Raw genomic sequence first — 19,288 nt, 5'->3', positions numbered from 1 at the left:
ACGGAGACTTATTCACGAGCAACAGTCGGCGTGGTCTCTGAACCGCTGAGCCGGAGCCGGCTTACGGCCGCCCGGGGCGCCCTGATCAGAAACAAAGGCATCCTGGATCTCCCCGCTGTGGGAGGTCCAGGATGCTTCGCCGTGCATGGCGGCTACCTGGATGAGGGTTACTTGGCGTCCTCCAGATCGGTGAGCGAACGTCCCGCGGTCTCCGGGGTGACGAAGGTCGTCAAGAAAGTGATGAGAGACAGCACCAGTGCGTAGGCGCCGACCGTCCACCACGCGTTGTTGGTGAGCTGCAAGAACCAGGCACCCAGCATCGGGGCGATACCGCCGGCAAACACCGCGGATACCTCGCGAGACAAGGCGACACCGGTGTAGCGGTGCGAGTTGCCGAACAGCTCGGGCATCAGCGAGCACTGCGGGCCGAGCATGCCTTGCACGCCGATTCCGATACCGATGCCCATCACGGTGAGCACCAGCCAGATATGCCCCAAAGTGAGCAGGTAGAAGGCTGGCAGCGAGAACAGCACCAGGAAGCCTGCACCGAAGCGGTAGACCTTGACGCGTCCCAACTTGTCGGAGAGCGCACCGAAGCCGACCACCGTGAAGATCGCGACGACCGCGGCCACCACGGCTCCCGACGGCCCGATGGTGGCGGTGCGTCCCTCGAAGGCCGGCACGGTGCCGAGGAAGGCGATGAGCAGTGCCGAATAGATGGTGGAGTTGCCGTTCTCGGCCATTCGCAGCCCGATACCGATCAGGATGTTGCGATGTGAGGTACGCAGGGCCTCGCCGAGCCCCATCTTGACCGGCTCGTCCTTTTGGGCGCTGGCCTGTTCGAAGGCGACGTAGGCCGGCGACTCCTTCAATTTCGACCGGATGTAGACGGCGACGAAGACCAGGATGGCGCCGCATAGGAAGGGCACTCGCCACAGCCAGCCGTGCAGAATGTCGGTGCTGGCCAGGCCCAACAGCGCGAACGTACCTGCGCCGATCAGAGTGCCGATCTGAATCCCGACGAACGGCAACGCGGCGAAGAAACCGCGTCGCTTCGGCGGAGCGAACTCCGACACCAGCACCGTCGCGCCGGCCTGCTCGGCCCCGGCGCCGAGTCCCTGAACGATCCGTAGCAGGATCAGCAGAATGGGGGCGACAATGCCCGCGGTTGCATAGGTGGGCAGCACACCGATCAAGAAGCTTGAGCCACCCATCAGACAGATGGTGGTGATCAGAATGACCTTGCGCCCGAGCTTGTCACCGAGATGGCCGAAGACGATGCCGCCGATCGGCCGGGCCGCGAAGCCGACGGCGTAGGTGCCGAACGACGCGATCAGGCTGGCCGACGCCCCGATCGGGGCGAAGAACAAGGGCCCGATGATGAGCGCCGTGGCGAGCCCGTAGATGTAGAAGTCGTAATACTCGAGGGCGGAGCCGACTGACGAGGCCAATACCGCTCTTCTTAGTTGTTCCGGTTCGACGGCGGGCTCTGCCACTGTCGCGTCGGTCGGCGAGGTGTCCGACATTAATGTCCTGGCTTTCTTGCTACGTTTCGTTCGGGGCTTGACCGCCCCCCAGCAGGGTAACCCCGATCATCATGAGCCGGGGCGGCGCGCGTATCGTGATCCTATAGTCGGGCTTTCTTCCCTGCCCCGGTACGGTCGCCGAGAACGTGGGAAGTTCGGGTGCCGGGCCTCCGCAAATTTTTTGAAGAGTTGCCGCAACCAGGCATCATTTTGTTCGCCCGAATCGCAGGCCGCAGAGGTTTGCGGGCACCGTAAGCTGTCCTCATGGCTGAGCTGTGCATGACGGACCTTCCATGAACCGGCTCCTTCAGGCGGTTCTGAGACTCTTCGCGGCGCCCAGGGTCGACATGCGGGAAGACTATGAGAAGGTGCGGCGTCTGCAGCGCCAAATGGCCGAGTTGCCCCGGCCGAAGTACCTTGCGCTCGACGAGCAGATCGTCTCGGACGACGGCAGTCACCCGATTCCCGCACGCGTCTTCCAGCCCAAGGAGCGCCGGCGTGATGACGTGCTGCTGTTCTTCCATGGCGGTGGTTGGGTGACCGGAGATATCGAGAGCTACACCCCCGCATGCGCGACGATGGCGGATCTGACGGGCTGTGTGGTGATCTCGGTTGACTACCGGTTGGCGCCCGAGCACCCGTTTCCCGCCGGTTTGGACGATTGCTATCAGGTCACCCGGCTATTGCTGGACGATCCGGGTCGTGCGGGTGTCAACGATGCAGACCGGATCGTCCTGGTCGGAGATTCGGCAGGCGGCAACCTGGCCGCGGTGGTCTCGCTCCTGCTGAAGAAGAACGGGCATCGCGGCGTGACTAGGCAGATTCTGCTCTATCCGGTGACCCACTGGGATCACGATCCGGCAACCTCACCATTCGCATCGGTTCGCACACATGGCGACGATTACCGATTGACCAATCTCGAGGTTGAGGACTACTTCGATCTTTATGTACCCGACCGCGAGCAGCGTCGCGACTGGCGGGTCGCTCCGCTGATGGCCACCGACTTATCCGGGCAACCGAAAACGCTGGTCGTCACCGCCGAACTCGATCTGCTGCACGACGAGGGCGAGGCCTATGGACGTGCCCTCGCAGACGCGGGCAACGACGCCTCGGTCTACCGGGTGAACGGCGCCCTGCACGGATTCATCACCTTGCCCCGGTTCGCCCGTGTACTTCGCGAAGGGTATGAGGTCATCAACGACTTTCTCGATGAAGGCACGCGGGCCGGCGGGGTGACCGACGGAGGGCAGATAACCGTGGTTCAGGCACCGGAGCCCGAGCCGTCATGACCCGCAGAACCTGGGTACGGCTCGACAATGCGTCCAATATCTTCTTGGCCGCGCGCAGCGAATCCGATCCCAAGGTCTTCAGATTGAGCGCCGAACTGGACGAGCCGGTTCGGCCCGAGACTCTGCAGCAAGCCCTGAACACCACCTATGACCGCTACCCCCTGTACCACGCAGTGCTGCGCAGCGGCATTTTCTGGTACTACCTGCAAGACAGCGACCTGCGCCCGGAGGTGACGCCCGACCGGCTGCCGACCTGCTCACCCATCTATCAGCCCGACCGCCGGACGCTGCTGTTCCGGGTGGCCTACCATCATCGGCGGGTCATCCTCGAGGTCTTTCATGCACTTTCGGACGGCACCGGGGCGTCGTGGTTCCTGGTTGATCTGTTGGACGAGTACGTCCGGCTCCTGCACCCGGGCCCCGCAGACAACACCGCAGCCGGTGAACCGGAGCCGCACCCGGATCCGGCCAGGGAAGGTGTTCCGGGGGCCGAGCGTGGACTGACCACCGACAGCTTCACCACCTACTTTCGGCGCTGGCACCTGTTCGAGCCTGATGCAGATGACGGCCCTTCACCAGCACCGGCAACGGCACCAGTACCGACACCGGGTGCGGCTGAGCGCGTCGTCCACCCCGCGGCGGGAGCGGTTTATCAGGTGAAGGGCACCCGCACCCCTGACCGGCGTCCACGGGTGGTGGAGTTGACCATGCCGGTCAGCCAGGCGCTGGCGCTCGCCCGGGGCGAAGGCGTATCCCTCACCATCTACCTGACAGCGTTGTTCTTCGAATCGATCCGGCTCGCGACGCCCGACCTGGGCAAGGCGCGCACGTTGTCGGTCTCGGTGCCGGTCAATCTGCGTCAGTTTTTTCCCTCGGCGTCCCCGCGGAATTTCTTCGCCACGACCCGGCTCGAATACACCTATGGGCAACACCTGGATGACATCTCGACTATCAGCCGAGAACTGGACGAACAGTTCCGCGAGAAGATCACCCCGCACGCCCTCGACGCGAAGCTTCGCCGCCTGATCCGGTTCGAACGCATGCCCGCCCTGCGCATCGTGCCGAGAATCCTCAAGGACGTGATTCTCGGGCTGATCAACCGATCCAACAACCGCGGGTTGACCGTCGCGATCTCCAATCTCGGCCCGATAAGGTTTCCGAAGCCCGCTGATGCCCATATCGGACGCGTCTGGCTGCACGTATCCGCCATTCGTCCGCAGTTCTGTGCGGTTTCTCACGATGGGGTTCTGGCCATCAGCTTCACGTCCCCATTCGTCGAAACCGATCACGTCAGGGAGTTCACGCGGTTGCTCACCTCCCGTGGCGTCGATGTGACGGTGGCGGCCACCCGGGTGACCGAGGAAGAACTCGAAGCCGCCGGCCCGGGCGCGCACCGAGCGCAGTGGCGGGCCGAGCGATGAAGACTTGTCCCGAGTGCGATGCCCGTGTGGTGGGCAGCTGGTCAGATTGCCCGTTGTGCGGCAAACCACTGATCACGGTGACCGCAGGGTCCGAATCGCGTGGTGAGGGCGGCCAGCCTGTCGATCCGCTGCCGGTGATCCGGCTGCGATACTCCCGAAAGCGGGCATTCCGACTGCTGTTCTGGATTTCGCTGGCCGTGATCGCCGCCTCTTTTGCCGCACAACTGCTGTTCGGCAGGCAATCCGACAGTATCGGCATCTGGCGTTCGGTGTGGCTGGGCCTGACGGCGATGTGGCTGGTGGTGATGATGGCGGCACGCAAACGCCGCAATATCGCCAAGGGCACCGTCTACCTGGTCGTGGTGGTCGCCCTGGTGTGCGTCTACTGGGATTACCTGACCGGATGGTACGGCTGGTCATTGACCTGGGCGGTGCCGTGCCTGTGCGGGTTCTCGGTCATGGCGCTGCTCATCGCGGTGGAGGCGATGCAGATCGACGCGTCGGAATACATTGTGTACAGCGGGCTGACCGCCCTGCTCGGGCTGGTGCCGATTGTCTTTCTGGTGCTCGGCTGGGTCGGCGTGGCAGGTCCCTCGATGGTGTGCATCATCATCAGCTTGGGCTCGCTGCTCGCGCTTTATGTCACTCAGGGCAAGGACATTCGGCACGAACTCAAGAGCCGCCTGAACCTTTAGATGCCGCGGCCACCACCGCCACCGCCGCCACCTCCGGAGAAGCCGCCACCCGACGAACCCCCGCGCGACGATGAGGATGACCCGGACGAATGCGACCGCGACCTCGAAGATGTGGTCCGAGACGAGGCGATGGTCGTGTCGAGGCGGCGAATCCAGCGGTCGTCGTCGGGCCGGAAATTCCCATAGAACCAGGTGGGCGAGGAGTCGCGGTAGAACGGCGCCAGCACCTGCTGCCACTCCTCCTCGATACCGAACAGCACGGCGTAGGGCAACAGCCGCTCGTAGACGTCGACGGCACCGTGATCGTCGATCACCGGGCCGCTGGGCGATTGCATCATGCGGATACGATCGGCATCGCTGAGTTGCATATATGCTCGCAGGCCCGCCAAGTGGTCGATGAGCTTTCCGCCCTTCGGCGTCGGCCGGTGGGGTCTATTGAGTCCGATGCCGAGCAGAATGGGGAGGAGGACGACGAGCGGGAAGCCGACTACGAGGCTGAGCAGCATGCCCACTGCGGCGAGTACCCCGGAGTCGATCGTGTCCAGGAGCATCACTAGCTGGATGATCGAGAGCAGCACGCCGACCCCGGACCCGATAACGGTCAGAACTATCAACCCGATGGGCGCTCGCTCGAGCAGGCCTTCGGTCTTCACCTCCTCGAGAGCGCGTTGGTCGTTGGCCGAGGCAGCGTCGCCGAGCTTGGTGCTCTTGGCCGTGAACCACACGATACGGTCGCTGCCTGGGCCTGCCTTGCGGTGGCCGAACAACTTGTGGAACATCGGCTGTTCGCTGGGCAATAGACCCTCAGAGCTGATCGAGCGCACACCGTAGATGTGACGTGTGGCGTCATAGCGCAGCTCGATCTTGCCGCGCACCGCGAAATCAAGAAGGGTGGCCGTCGCCGCCTGTTTGCTTGCGCCCAGCAGCTCACCGGCCACGGCGATGCCGAGCATCTCCGGCGGATCGTATCGTGGCAGCACAGTCCGGGTGGTATTGAGTTTGGCTGCCCTGCGGGTGGACGCGAGATACACACCCACCGAGGTAAGCAACCCCGCCAATCCGATGAGTCCTAAGAGCGGGATCCTTTTCTGGAGAGGCTGCGGTGCTGCCGCAAAGGTACCGGGATCGAATCCGACGGCCAGGGTCACGTTCTCCCCCGGACGGAAATCCTGCTCGTCGATGCTGAACGAATTGCCGTCACGGATAACACGGCATTGCTGCGTAGACCCCATGGCACCGCGATAGCACGAGGCGTCACCGTTCAGCGAGGCCACAAGATCATCGTCCAAAGTGACGCTCGCAGAAATCTGACCGAATGGCTGTCTCCATTCGGTGCCGTTGACATCCCAGTAGAACTCGTCGGCGGCGTTGTCCTCGAAGAAACGGGTGACGTCACGTTGGCTGTATTCGATGACGTAGTGCTGCTCGCCGTGCACGAACTCACCCTTGGGCACCGCCACAGTTACCGACAGGTAGTCGCCATTCTTCTCGGTGTCGAAGTCACGGGGCTCGCCGGATTCATCGGTGACCGAAAGGATCTCGGTATGGGTGCCGTGGCCGTCATAGACCCTGGTCAGGCCGCGAATCATGCCGCGGTTCTGATCGAAGTCGGGAAAGACGGCGACGATGTGCTCGGTGGTGTGCAAAGTGGAGCGTCCGTCGGCGTCGCGCCCCAGCACGTAGTCGGCATGGAAGTCCGAGATCACGAAATCGTCCGTATCCGCGTGCGCGGCGGCGGGCAGTCCGAAGCTCAGCATGGAGGCGAAAACGATGAGCAACGCGGCGATGATGGGCGACGAGACTGATCGGGATGGCAGATGTGGGTGGGGCATGCCAACCAGGCTAAACCCAGACCCTCCGATGCGCGCCATCGCCTAAAATTGGCGGATCTCGGCGAACCGTCAGCTATCAGATGCCTCGGCCGCCGCCTCCCCCTCCTCCGCCTCCGGAGAAGCCCCCGCCGAACGAGCCGCCGCTGAACGACGAGAACGAACCGCCAGAACCCGAGCCCGACGACACCGACGGGCTCGGCGGTGTCACCTTCGCCGAGTTGACGTTGGTGGCCAGGTGCTGAATCCAGAAGACGTCGGAGGCGTTGTAATGGCCCTCGTACCAGGTGGGCCGGGATTCGCGGTAATACGGTTCGAGCACGCGCTGCCACTCGTCCTCGATACCGAAGAGGACCGCGTAGGGAAGCAGCCGTTCGTAGACGTCGACGATGCCCTCGTCGTCCAATACGGGGCCGCTCGGAGCCTGCATCATGCGGATGCGATCGGCATCGTTGAGCTGCATGTAGGCGCGCAGGCCGGTCAGGTGGTCGATCAGCCGTCCGCCTTCCTTCGTGGCGCGATAGGGCCTGGCGAGTAGGTAGATGATGACGGGAACGATCACGACGAGCGCCAGGCTGCCGACGATGATCGCGGCGACCATGGGCCGCTGGCCCCAGCTGAGAGCGATCTGGGCGACGAGTAGCCCGGTGCCGGCGATCAGCACCAGGACGATGAGCGTGATCAGTGCGCCGTTCGCCGATCTGAGCAGGCCGGCCTTCTTGACTTCCACTTTCGCGCGTTTGATCGTGGCCGCGGCGGTGTCACCGAGGGTGGTGCTGGTCGAGGTGAACCAGGTCGTCTCGCCGGGCTTGGCGTCCGAATTGCCGCTGAAGCTGCCGAACAACCGGTTATAGGTTGTTCGCTCCATCGGTAGCAATCCCTGGAACGTGATGGAGCGGACGCCATAGATCTTGTTCCGTTCGTCGTAGCGCAGGTCGACCTTGCGCCGCACCGCGAAATCGAGCAGGGTCGCGGTCATCGTCCGTTTGCCGGCCCGCAGCAACTCGGCGGCCACCGCGATACTGAGCATCTCCGGCGGATCGTATCGAGGGAGCACGTTGTGCCCCACGTTCGCCCTACGGCCACGAACGAAGGCGACGAAGAAGCCGCCCAGGGACGCCACCAGGCCTGCGATACCGGCGTAGCCGAAGACCGGGATCTGCTTCCAGATCGGCTGGGGTGCTTCGGTGAACGTGCCGGGCGCGAAACCGAGAGCAAGGGTCACGTTCTCGCCGGGCCCGAAATCCTGCTCGTCGATGCTGAACGAGTTGCCTTCTCGGACGATGCCGCACTGTTGAGTGGAGCCGAACAGGCCGCGGTAGCAGCTGGCGTTGCCATCCAGTTGGGAGGCCAACTCATCGTCCATCGTCACGGTTGCGCTGATGGTGCCGAAGGGCTGTGCCCATTCGGTGCCATTGACGTCCCAATAGAACTCGTCGGCGCCGGTGTCCTCGAAGAAACGGGTGACGTCGTGCTGGGTGTATTCGATGACATAGTGCTGCTCACCGTGCACGAATTCGCCCTCGGGAACGGCCATGGTTACCGACAAGAAGTCGCCGTATTTCTCGGTCTCGAAATCTCGCGGCGCGCCGTTCTCATCGGTGACTCCGACCACGTCGATATCGGTGTCGTGGCCGTCGTGGACCCGGGTCAGGTCGCGAATCATGCCGCGGTTCTGATCGAAGTCGGGAAAGACGGCCACGATGTGCTCGGTGGTGTGCAGCGTCGATCGTCCGTCGGCGTCTCGCCCGAGTTCGTAGTCGGCGTGGAAGCTCGCAATGTCGAAATCGTTCACGTCGGCGTGGGCGCTCGCCGGTGAGCCAAAAGTGCTGAGCGACGCCAGCACGATGAGAAATGCCGCAACGATGGCCGTGAACGCCGGTCTTCTCTTCACTACCTGTGTCTCGTCCATGTCGACGAGCCTAACGGTGTAACGGCTCGCGGCGACGAAAGTCGCTACGCCTTCGTGCGCGAGCCCCGAAACACTGATGCAGGTCTGGCAGAACCCCAATGCGGCGAAGAGCCTCTGGCTCGTCTACCGGGAGGCGGTCGTGTCCCGCAGCCGCGTGAACACCCACGAGGCGGACGAACTGTTCTTCCTTCGCGAATACATGTCCCTGGCCCAAGCCGACACACCATAAGCTCCAGCGGAAACAAGGGATGCGATCGGTGAACCTCCGGCATAAGAAGTCAGAAAATATATTCCTGCCTCGATCGGAATCTCCCTAATTGCAGAATTCACTGCTACCGCCGCGCTGATCGGTTGAACGATCTTTCTATTGAGGGGGGCCAAGCGGTCCTGCACGAGCAGCGGAACATCTTCATTCGCGACTGCATCTGCTTCTCTTACGATATCCCGGATAACGCTCCGCCAGTCTTCAAACGCCGCTTCATTGGCCCGGAGCTTTGCCACGGTTCTGGCAGGAAAAACACCGGAGGGGAGGCTGACATTAGCGACCTCAGTAAGAGTTTCGACACGTTTATCAGAATGAATGAAAGACCGATAGCGTTTGGGCTCTGAACTGATCTTGGCTTGAAGCAGCTTCCAGTCAGGGTCGTGAGTCGGGGTATATATCGCCCCATAAGAATGTGCGATCGCAAGGCTCTTGGCGAGGTACATGAACTCTGTTTCCCATTGCCACCGGATATCGCTAGTGCGTACACTTCCGCCGGATAGCGAGATCTTTCCTCCTTGAATCATGTCCCATTGCGTAAGCCCGGTGGCCGTCTTTGCGGCTTCCAGCATAGATTCGGATTTTGCGTCCGTCCGAGCCGAAGCCATGACCGAGTTGATTTGATTACGCATTATTGGTCGTTGTGGACGCAAAACGATAGTTCCGTCACGTATTAAAGGAGCAAACTCACAAATTCTTTGAACCATATGGTCTACAGCGAGCTTCGCTCCTTGAATGTTCCCCTGATCAAAATAGGTAGAATACAAGTCCTGTTTTATCCAGCTTTCCAGGCTCGGCGCAATATCGCGGTACTCACCATTAGAGGCGTAATATCTGATCTGATGGACACTAGGAATCCACGCCTGGGAACCATCGTCAAAGAAGTCACAGATCTGGTCATGAAGAAGTACTCTAGGTTGATACAGAAGCATGCCCGCTATCGCGGGTTGGACAAAATCTGCGTTCCAGTATGGACCTAAGAAGCCACCAGGGTAAACTAATTCTTGCGCCGCGTGTGAGTCCTCATTTATGTGCGCGGTCCCAGACTCGTTTACCAGTCTTCCAAATAACTCAAATTCTGCGTCGGTCATAGAACTAACCGCTCCTGTTGGTGGAAGCTCTCCGAAAAAAGTCTCAATTACATCAACAACGGTTGCCTTCTGCATAAAAGTCGCCTTCTTTTCCAGAGATATCTGATCCTAATGGGGGCCAAGTAGTAGAGTTCTAACGGAGATCGCACAGGACTTAGTGGCTCTTAGTAGAAACAGCTGGGTCATGTGTGTACTCGTATGGACTGAGGACTAACAATTGGATAGCAGTGAGCTGGGACCATGAACCTGCGACCAGAGGACGACCAACTCATCACGGCCCGGGAGGCCGCCACATAGAGCAGGGCCCGCTCGCGAAGCTCGGCGTCGGCCTTGTCTTCGGGGCTGTAGTCGAAATTGCGCAAGCCGGCCGGGATGGACGTGGCTGAGACGTCGAACAAAATGACCTTGGTGAACTCCATACCTTTGGCGCGGTGCATGGTCATCACCACCGGGCCGGATCCGGTGACCGTTCCCCTGTCGACCGCCCGCGCGGTGACTCCGCGCTCGCTCAGCCCCGCTACCACTCGATCGCGTTGATAGCGGTCGCGCACCAGCACGGCAAGCGCGCCGGAACCGGCCTGGTCCTCGGCAGTCCATGCGCGCAACGTGTCCGCGGCGACGTCCAGTTCCTCAACCAATCCGGCACATGCCCGGACAGTGGGCTTCGGCCCGCGCCTCGCCGACCGATAACCGTCCACGGCATCGTCCTCGCCGTCAAGGTTTTGATACTTCGCCCCTGACAGGATCGCAGTCGCCCATTTCAGATTCTCGGCCGTCGTCCGATAGTTGAGCGTCAGCTTGCGCGACCGTCCCTGAGTCTTGATACCGAAATGCGACAGCACGAGCCGCTGGCCGTAGATTCGCTGATGAGCATCCTCAGCGATGAGGATGTCATTGGGGGCTTCAGCGACCAGTGCACGGATCAGCATCCAGTGCGCGGGCTGTAGATCCTGACCTTCATCCACCAGCACGTGATCGGCGACCCTACCCACCTCGTTGGTCGGGAGAGCGCTCTCACCCGACCGCCTCGGCTGGTTCGTCATCACCTCGGCACCGGTTCCCGGGTGGGCATCGGCGACCTGATCCAAGTAGCAGGCGGCGATTGCTGCGCGCTCAGCGAAGTCCGTGCAACCCGCCACAGATTCTTCGTCGCGGTATCGCTGGATGGCCCGCCATACTGCCTGCCGGGCCGTCTTGTTCAGCCGCACTCCTCGTCCGGGTCGACGTACCTTCAGGTACTCGGCTTCGGTGGTGATCAGATTCGGCAGCACCACCATTTGGTACTCGCTCTCCAGGAAGCGAGCGCTCGCAGCCTGCGACGGCAGGTCGACCGTCTCACGAACGACTCTGCTCCATAGCCCGTTGCTCATGCGTTCACTGAGGTCGCTGCGTGCAGCACCGAGCACCTGCTCGGCTGCGTCGGAGATTCCCTTTCCTGCAGCTCGCACTATTGTGGACGCTAGGGCGTCGATGCCGCTGACATAGATCCCGGAGGCACCCAGATCGCTGGTGGTAGGCAGATCTGGATCCAGCCTGCCGAGACTTGATTGGAGTTCATCGGCGAGATTCCGGGTGAACGTGGTGAGAACGATTCGGCGGCCGAGATCCTCCCGGCTCAGCCGCCGGGCGCGGTGCACAGCGACCACCGTCTTACCAGTGCCGGCGCCGCCCGCCAGCCGGAACGCCCCGTTCCAGTTGCGAGACACCCAGGCCCGCTGCACCGGATGCAGGAAGACCCGCCAAGCACCGAAGTCGCCTTCCTCGATCACCCGCCGCAACTCGTCGCTGCCCTCGATTCGAGCGAATTCCATCATGCTCGCCGGCTCGTCGAAGGCATCGATCAACGCCTGATCGTCGTCGGCGGCAACCTCGCGCGGCGCTGTGGATAGCTCCAACTCGTCGGTGACCTGGTCAATGGAGCTGCCGGTGGCCAGCGCAAGCAATGCCTCACTCTGCCACGTCGGCGCACCTTCCAAAGCGCTGGTGAACTCAGCATCATCGGTGATCGTCACGGCGTGGGCTGCCAGCTCGGGGTCGATGCCCAGCGAGACCAGCTCCGCGGCCGAAACGGTCAACAGTGGTGCGGCAGGTTGCGGGAGCGGTGCGCCAATCGGCGAGTCATCGACCGCGATACCCTCGGCCTCCGATGCGATCGCCTCAACCGAAGCATCGGCGACCTCCGGAATCTCCTCAGGAGATTCTTTCGGCGAAATCGGTGAGGCTGTCGGTGACTCAGCGGCGGCGGAATAACCCTTGATTGGCGCGCTGTACCCGGGCTCCGGTTCTATCAGCGCCTCGGCCTTGATGATCTCTACGACACCGTTGACCGGATTGAGGCTGATCTTGGCTGTTTTCGCCTTCGCAATGGCCTCGTCGTGCATCCAGATACCGTAGAGCACATAAACCGGGGTCTCGGCGTCGAGTTTGAATAGCACCGCGCGATATTTGTCGTCCACCCGACCGGTACGAACTCGCTTGTCAGCAGTGTGTGCGATGGGCTCAATGTGCAGTCCCGGAGAGGTGTCATCGGTGGTCAGCTTGTCCAAGAAGGTATAAGCCTTCTGTTTCACCGAGCCATCGATATCGTTGGCCTGTTTCGACATCATCAGCATGGACTTGGCCATTACTGTCCTTTCACCGCTGCGACAATCTGCTCGAGGTCAGCCGGAGCAAGCGACCAACCTTCGGCTTCCAGCAACTCCTGGTCGTCGGCTTCGGGCTGAGCCACTACGACAACCTTGGCATCCGGCCACGACAAATCTGTCGGAATACCGGCAATCTCCTCGCCCGCATCAGGCACCGGCATTCCCGCATCCGCAAGATCGCGGACGATGGTCGCGAGCCGGTGGTCATCAATCGCCTGCACAACGCCCTGCCACTCGGCGGAAAGCCCGGGTGCGGCAATGATATCGACGCGCGGTGTCGCCAAGACAGCCTTGACCGCATCATGAGCGGCCTCGGGCACCGCGGCAGCAGTCAACCCTTGCTGCACCAAGGAGACGGATACGATCTCGATCTCAAGGTGGGGCGAACGGGCAATCAGCGCATTGGAGATCTGCAGCCATTCGCGCCACGAGTCGGCGAAGGTCTCGGACGACACTGCCTGAGGCCTGTCATCCAGGATAAGGCAGGCATTCAGGTGAGGGAATCCCTTGCGCGCATCCACCAACATGCCGAGTTCGTTGTGTCGCCACCAGAACACCCGCGAGGCTCCCGCCGGGACGATCGGGTAGCCGGCGATAAACCGAGCGGCAGCCTCTGTCAAGGTTTGGTCTTCCGGTAAGTAGACCTCGGGTGAGGCAGAACCGTCGACCCCCATCATGAAGTAGCCTGGCACGGCGTCGGAGAATCGCCTGAGGCCGGCCGCCGATTCACCGGAGATCAGATAGCTGAGATAGCCGAACGGCCCGGTCGTCAGCGCGGTCAGGGCGGCCGGACTGAATCCGTACTGCTGGCGGAGCCTGCCGGTGAGCCGCTCGTCCAGCCAGGAGGGTGCAGCCGGGAACTGACCGGAGGCCAGGTGATCGGCCTCGGCGTTGCAGTCGGCCATGGTCACGGCGAGCACATGCTTGCCATCGAGTCTGAGCACTGCTCGCTTGTGCGCATCGTCTGCCACCCGATTGATGTGGGGCGACGCGTGGAAAGCGAGACCGTCGGTGAAGATGTCGACGGGGGTGATGCCCGAGCCGGTCAACTCGAAATCGGGCTTCGAGCCCAGCGTCGCGATTTGTGGGCGGAGCACGAACTGCTGAGGGCCAGCAGACAGGGCCAAGATGTTCCCAGTGGCTCCCGGCTTCTCAGTGATGGTTGCGACGGAGTCGAGACGTTTGGCGAACTCGACCCGGAACCGTTGCTCCAGGAAGGACTCATCGCTGTGCGCGGAGGCGGTCGCGACGTGCGTGATCTGCCAGGTCATCTGTGCGGTGGGCTCTGGGCCACTGGCTGATCCGGTGAGGATCTCACGCAGGTGCCGTTCAGCGGACATCCGCGACACCCGATCCACCTGCCACGGTGCTGCATACGGCAGCAGACAACGATGGCAAGCGAGCCGCTCTTCGTTTTGACAGGGGCAATCGCGCAGCCGTTTCCAGGCGCTGTGGAGCATCATCCAGACAGCATGCGGGTCGGCCAGTTTTGCGAGGTAGCCAGTTCCGCCGGGTACCTGATCGTGCAACAAGAGTGCCGGCAGCTTGTCCTCACCCGGTGTCGTCGGATCGGTGACCACCGCGACTCCGAGGTGATCGGGTGATCCGCCGAACTCGTCACGCAACCCCATCAGTACGGCCGTCTCCAGGCTGGGGATGGCGAAATGGTCTCCGCTGGTCAGTTGCCATGGCAGCGGCAGCAGTACACCTTGGGTGACCAGGGTGCGCGACAGCGCCACGTTCTTGTTGTGCTCGGCAGGGTCGTCGCGGTGCGGGCACCACGGTGCGTGTTCGACGCGGGAGTTCGCCCTGGTTTGGGTGTTGAGATGCCCACAGCCGTGACACACCTGGAACAACGGAACGAAGTGCTGCTCCCCCGCGATCATCCGCTGGCTGCCCTGTTCGACCCGCTTGCCCAGGTTCAGGAAGCGCAGTGTCAAGCGGTTGACCAGCTTTGCCCCGAACTGGGTGCCTTCGGTGAACCACTGCCGGTCGATCCGGTCGGGGTCGATGTCGGCAGCCAGCATGGTGGTGAATCCGGCGCGTACCCGCTCGTCCGACGCATCGGAGATCCGTGCAGACTCTCGGTTTACATTCGCGGAGGCCTTCTTGAACTCGATCACATCGAGTTGATTACCTACTTCGCCGATGCCGTCGGTGCCACAGCGCGGGCATTCGGCGGGTACTTGGCCCCGTTCGGTGAGGTCTTGGCCGTATCCGCATTGCGGGCAGAAGACCCAGCTGCGCACTGCTTCGGCTTCCGGGCCGAGATCAACAGAATCCACTTGAATGCCGTATCCGTGTGCGTAGAAGGTGGCCCCGGGGGCGAAGTCACGTAGCGCATTCGCCGAACCGCGCTGGTAGCTGACGGGCTCGTGCTCGTATTGGCCGGTGTCAGGGTTCAGCCAGTTCATGGCGATGTCCAGGGTCACCGTGTCGTCCAGCAGGGTGTAGTTGGGGAAGATTCCTACCCGCTCCAGCGCCGAGATCCAGTATTCGGTGCCGGTTTCGGCGATCTGTTTGTTGACGTGCAGCAGAGCACCCTGCGCGGTGCGCTGATCCATCGTCGTCGCACGAGCGAGTTGCTGTTCGACCAGATCGAGCTCCGCCTTGGCGGCCTCGAAATGCTGCCTGTCCTCGGACGACGATCCATGCAGATTCGAGGCCTTTTCGAGTTCGCCGAGGACTTTCAGAATCTGATCCTTGCGGTGGACGAGGGACTCCTGCTCATGTCGCCAAGACCCGACCGCACTGTAGACCATTGCAGCGAGGTCACTGCTGCACGGGGTTTCACCGGGTGTAGCCCAGGCCTGCAGGGTCGATTTCGCGCTCGGGTCGAGGTCGGCGAATGTGTCCAGGAAGGCATCAATGCCGCCGGGCTGCTCCCCCAGCCTGATCATCGCATCTAAGAAGTAGCCGAGGTCCGGGTTCATGGCCGCAGCGATGGTGCGCGGGTGGTGCGCGTCCACATCGTCGCGAACAAGTTCACCGGCAACGCAGGCCAGGTACTGCCGCTTCAAGATCTCTTCGGCGCTCAGATAAGTGGCCGGTGGCGCGACCTCGCCGTTGATCAGCGACTCGGGCTCCCCCAGCCTGGGCAAGAACTCGCCGCGGCCACGCACATAGGCCATGTCCAAGGCGTTGCCGGTCAACCGGCCGGCACGACCGACCCGCTGCACATAGTTCGCCACGCGGCGCGGCAGCCCGGCCAAGAAAACGGTCGACAGATCACCGATGTCGATGCCCATCTCGAGGGTGGGGGTGGCCACCAGCACGTTGGGCGCGCCCGGGTCGGCTGCTGCGTTCTTGAAGGTGTTCTCGTAGTCGGCCCGGGTGGAGTTGTCGAGCAGCGAGGTGTGCTCCCGGGAGATGACCTTGCGCATGTTGCTCGACGCATAGAGCGTGCGGTAGGCGTTGTTCGGGTCGCCCGGCTGACGGTGTAGCCGGCCGGAGCATCTGGGCGCCATACATGGGCCGTCGGCCAGGCCGCGGACCGCATCGGGGCTTGCCGAATAGGGGGTGCGGCAGACATCGCAACGCAGTGTCACTGCACCGTTTGCCAATTGTTCGGCGCGGACCGCCCCGACGAGTAGATGGTCGGGGCGGATCTGATAGACGGTGCGGCCGGTCTTGGTGATGGACGAGTCAAGGATCCCGGCCTTGGTGAGCCCGGCCAGCAGCTGCTTGGCGAGCACCCCACCCAGGGCGGCGGGCACACCGAGCACCTTGCGGGTCCAGTCCGCATACCAGGAGCGAGATCCCACCACCGGATCGAGCTGCATGTTCTTGCCAGATGCGCCGCCGGTGAGGCTCGGGCCACCGACATAGGGGAAGCCGGGGATCGATCTGCCCTTTGGGAAGGCCGGCATCCCGACATTGCGCGGTCGGCCGCCCCACAAGAAGAACTGATTGCCGTCGTTGGTGATGAACGAATCGAACCAGTGGTGCCCGATGGCACCTTGGGTGCGCATCCGCTCCAGCACACCCCGCACCCATCCGACGAGCTCGTCGTCCGGTATGGCGGTAAGAGGTTCGTCCAGCCTGTCCTGCGCGATCTCGGCCAGTGTCTGCCGGGCGATGCTCGCCAGGTCATCGGACGATGGGGTGCCGACCGTGGCCCAGACCGATCCGGTGCGTTCCAGGGTGCGCCCGAATCCTCCGGACAGGCCGAACTCCAAGGTGGCGTCGAAGGCGAGCCGGTTGCGTACCTTGGTGCGGATCGCTGTGGGGATGCCACTCCAGGTGGGTGAGGCCCAAAATGGTTTCATCTCGGGGTCGTCGGCGAGTTCTGCGGGCAGCATCCGGTAGCGGCGGAATCTGTCGGATCGGGTCAGTTCGAGCACCCGCTCGGTGAGCTCCGGCAGGGTTTTTATCTCGTCGTCGTCGAGAGCTTCGCGCAGCACGGCCCGCAAGGTGATGGAGTGTGAGCGGGCCGAGATGAATCCCGCGTAGTGTGCGGCGTCCTGCACCGAGTCGGCGAAGACCAGGGCCTTCTTGTCGCTCGGGTCGATTCCTGCCGCGCCGAACAAGTTCGACATGGTCACCGAGAGCAGAGTGGCGATCGCCGAACCCAGGAAGCGGATGCCGTCGGGCTTGCCACAGGAGGGGCATTCGTCATTCTTGGAGCGCTGGTCGGCATCGTCCCCGGTGAGCATCAGCACCGGCAGGATGAGCCCGGCGCGGTAGTCGTCATCGTCCGGTTCCGGCGGCTGCACCTCGAAGTGGCGATGCTGCGTGTGGAACCACATCAGTCGCGTGTCGATCTCATTCGAGTGGGTGGCCGTCTCATCGATGGTTTCGGCCTCCCGGGTGGCGTTGATGAGAGCGCGGAATCTGCCGGAGTGATTGGCATGGTTGCGGCGGATGTGGGCGTCATCGGCTGTCAGGTCGCTGCCGGTGTTCGCCAGTTGCACTCCCCAGCCGGAGCGTCCGCAATGCCGGCAGTAGAGGGCCGGGAACCACTCTTGCTGTGCGCCGGTCGGGTCTTCCATGTCGGACGCTGGGGTGCCGTCGTCGGCCCAGCGGTACCGCACCTGGGTACCCGCGTATCGGTCAATGCGGGAGAGCTCGCGGATCCACAGATGGGTCTCAGTGCCCACCGCCTGCCGGTCGGGCAGTGCGCGCAGGTGCCCCAGTGCCGAGGCAAGGTCGAGTAAGAAGTCGGCGCGCACCTGGTGGGATGTGGGGTCAAGGCTTTCGCCGCGGAACAGTTCGGGGTCATCGGCGAGCCGGTCAATATGAGTGGCTGCCGCGGTCTTCGAGATCAGAGCCCGGACGAGGGGGTGCGCCTTCGCCAGGTTGATCAGTCCGTCATGGTCATCGGGGTTCGGGAAGGTTGCCGGGTTTTCTTGATCGGCCGCGTCATACATTGCGACGAGCACGCGGTGGCACAGTGCCTGGGCATCTAGGCCACCGGCCTGGGCGAGCTGGTGAATCCCCGCGGCACCGCTAGTGGTGACGATGACCGGGCGAAGTCCCCGATCCTCGACTCGTTTTGTCGCGTCACCGGTCCATTCGGCGATGTCGCGGCGTGATTCGGTGACCACGCAGTCGCGGTCGAAGGGTTCGCCGAAGATGGTGGTGGCGAAATCGACCATCTGCGCAAGCCCCGCATCGGTGCCTCCGCCCAGCGTCGCTGACGTGCCCACCGGAGTGATGCGGCCCAGCGGTCGGGACCATTCATCTGTGGAGTGGGAGTCGGCAACGGTGCCGCGGGTGGGCCAATACGACTTGAGAGCCAGCCCGAGTCGGTGCAGCAGCATCGCCACATCGGTGCCCTGGGCGCCGTCGTAGGTGTGGAACTCGTCGAGCACCAGATACTGCAGGGTCTCAGCGGACTGGGCCCAGATGCGCTGGTCCGCCTCTCGCAGCAGCAACTGGTCGAGCATCTTGTAGTTGGTGAGCAGTACATCCGGCGGGGCGGAGCGAATCACCTCGCGGCTGGTGATCAGGCCCTGGTCACTGACCTTGGTGCGCTCGTGGGTTTGGTCGCCGGTGTAGATGGCAGCGGTGATGGTGCCCCACGGATTCTCGCCGGTGGCCGAGATGAGTTTCGCGAGTCTGGAGGCCTGGTCGGTGGCCAGCGCGTTCATCGGATACAGGAACAGTGCTTTGACACCAGTTTGCCCCGCACGCTTCGCCCGGACGATGTGGTCGAGCACCGGGTAGGTGAATGCTTCGGTCTTGCCGGATCCGGTGCCGGTGGTGACCAGTGTCGGCAGCGGACGACGCTCGGCGGAGTTCAGCCTGGCGAACGCTGCGGCCTGATGCCCGTAGGGGCTGAAACCTGGTGGGGTCCACGACAGACCGTCTGCCGAGCGGCGGGGCGCGGCACGAAACGGCAGCGACGTGCGCAGATAAGGCCCCTTGAAAAGGCCGCTGTCCGGGTCAGTGAGAAACTCCCTTAGCGCGGTCTGGGCATCACCGTCGGCCAGCGCAAAGGTCGTGGTCAAATACTCCAGCAGTCCGGATTGCAGCGCCCTGGCCTGCGTGGGTGGCAGCAGTTCACTCATGGAGCGGGTCTCTCTTGTACTGGTGCATGGCTCGCACAGAAACCTAAATCCTGGGCGTCTACCAAATTGCTTTTCGCCGGTGTCGGGGCGTACACACAGCGAGGTA

9 protein-coding genes are annotated in these 19,288 nt (G+C 62.8%); 3 read left to right on the top strand and 6 right to left on the bottom strand.

What is annotated here, in order from left to right; all coding sequences use genetic code 11:
- Nucleotides 1–167: 167 nt before the first annotated feature.
- On the bottom strand, nucleotides 168–1,451 hold the full coding sequence (locus QQ658_RS06565) for an MFS transporter (protein ID WP_286026846.1): 1,284 nt from the start codon (nucleotides 1,449–1,451) through the stop codon (nucleotides 168–170).
- 368 nt (nucleotides 1,452–1,819) lie between these two features.
- Here QQ658_RS06565 and QQ658_RS06560 point away from each other — a divergent pair, with 368 nt between their 5' ends.
- From QQ658_RS06560 to QQ658_RS06550, 3 genes are read left to right on the top strand one after another with little or no spacing between them, the layout of a single operon-like run.
- Nucleotides 1,820–2,815 carry an alpha/beta hydrolase gene (locus tag QQ658_RS06560; protein ID WP_286026845.1) on the top strand — a complete coding sequence of 332 codons (996 nt, stop codon included), beginning with the start codon at nucleotides 1,820–1,822 and terminating at the stop codon, nucleotides 2,813–2,815.
- Complete coding sequence (locus tag QQ658_RS06555) at nucleotides 2,812–4,236, top strand: alcohol acetyltransferase (protein WP_286026844.1); 1,425 nt, start codon at nucleotides 2,812–2,814, stop codon at nucleotides 4,234–4,236. The genes QQ658_RS06560 and QQ658_RS06555 overlap by 4 nt, the downstream gene beginning before the upstream one ends.
- Nucleotides 4,233–4,931: a DUF6320 domain-containing protein gene (locus QQ658_RS06550; RefSeq protein ID WP_286026843.1), complete on the top strand. Its 699-nt coding sequence runs from the start codon at nucleotides 4,233–4,235 to the stop codon at nucleotides 4,929–4,931. The genes QQ658_RS06555 and QQ658_RS06550 overlap by 4 nt, the downstream gene beginning before the upstream one ends.
- Here the strand turns inward: QQ658_RS06550 and QQ658_RS06545 are convergent.
- From QQ658_RS06545 to QQ658_RS06525, 5 genes are all read right to left on the bottom strand, one after another.
- A complete protein-coding gene (locus QQ658_RS06545; protein WP_286026842.1) occupies nucleotides 4,928–6,763 on the bottom strand; it encodes a DUF2207 domain-containing protein in 1,836 nt (611 codons plus the stop codon). The two genes, QQ658_RS06550 and QQ658_RS06545, sit on opposite strands and share 4 nt — an antisense overlap.
- Nucleotides 6,764–6,839: 76 nt before the next feature.
- A complete protein-coding gene (locus tag QQ658_RS06540) occupies nucleotides 6,840–8,672 on the bottom strand; it encodes a DUF2207 domain-containing protein (RefSeq protein ID WP_286026841.1) in 1,833 nt (610 codons plus the stop codon).
- Nucleotides 8,673–8,795: 123 nt separating this feature from the next.
- A complete protein-coding gene (locus QQ658_RS06535; RefSeq protein WP_286026840.1) occupies nucleotides 8,796–10,100 on the bottom strand; it encodes a hypothetical protein in 1,305 nt (434 codons plus the stop codon).
- Nucleotides 10,101–10,207: 107 nt separating this feature from the next.
- A complete protein-coding gene (locus QQ658_RS06530) occupies nucleotides 10,208–12,649 on the bottom strand; it encodes a UvrD-helicase domain-containing protein (RefSeq protein WP_286026839.1) in 2,442 nt (813 codons plus the stop codon).
- Complete coding sequence (locus QQ658_RS06525; protein WP_286026838.1) at nucleotides 12,649–19,182, bottom strand: DEAD/DEAH box helicase family protein; 6,534 nt, start codon at nucleotides 19,180–19,182, stop codon at nucleotides 12,649–12,651. The genes QQ658_RS06530 and QQ658_RS06525 overlap by 1 nt, the downstream gene beginning before the upstream one ends.
- Nucleotides 19,183–19,288: the final 106 nt, after the last annotated feature.

The organism is Propionimicrobium sp. PCR01-08-3, assembly GCF_030286045.1.
Taxonomy (GTDB): Bacteria; Actinomycetota; Actinomycetes; order Propionibacteriales; family Propionibacteriaceae; genus Brooklawnia.
The sequence above is the reverse complement of the archived record's forward strand: the minus strand, read 5'-3'. Positions and strand labels throughout refer to the sequence as shown.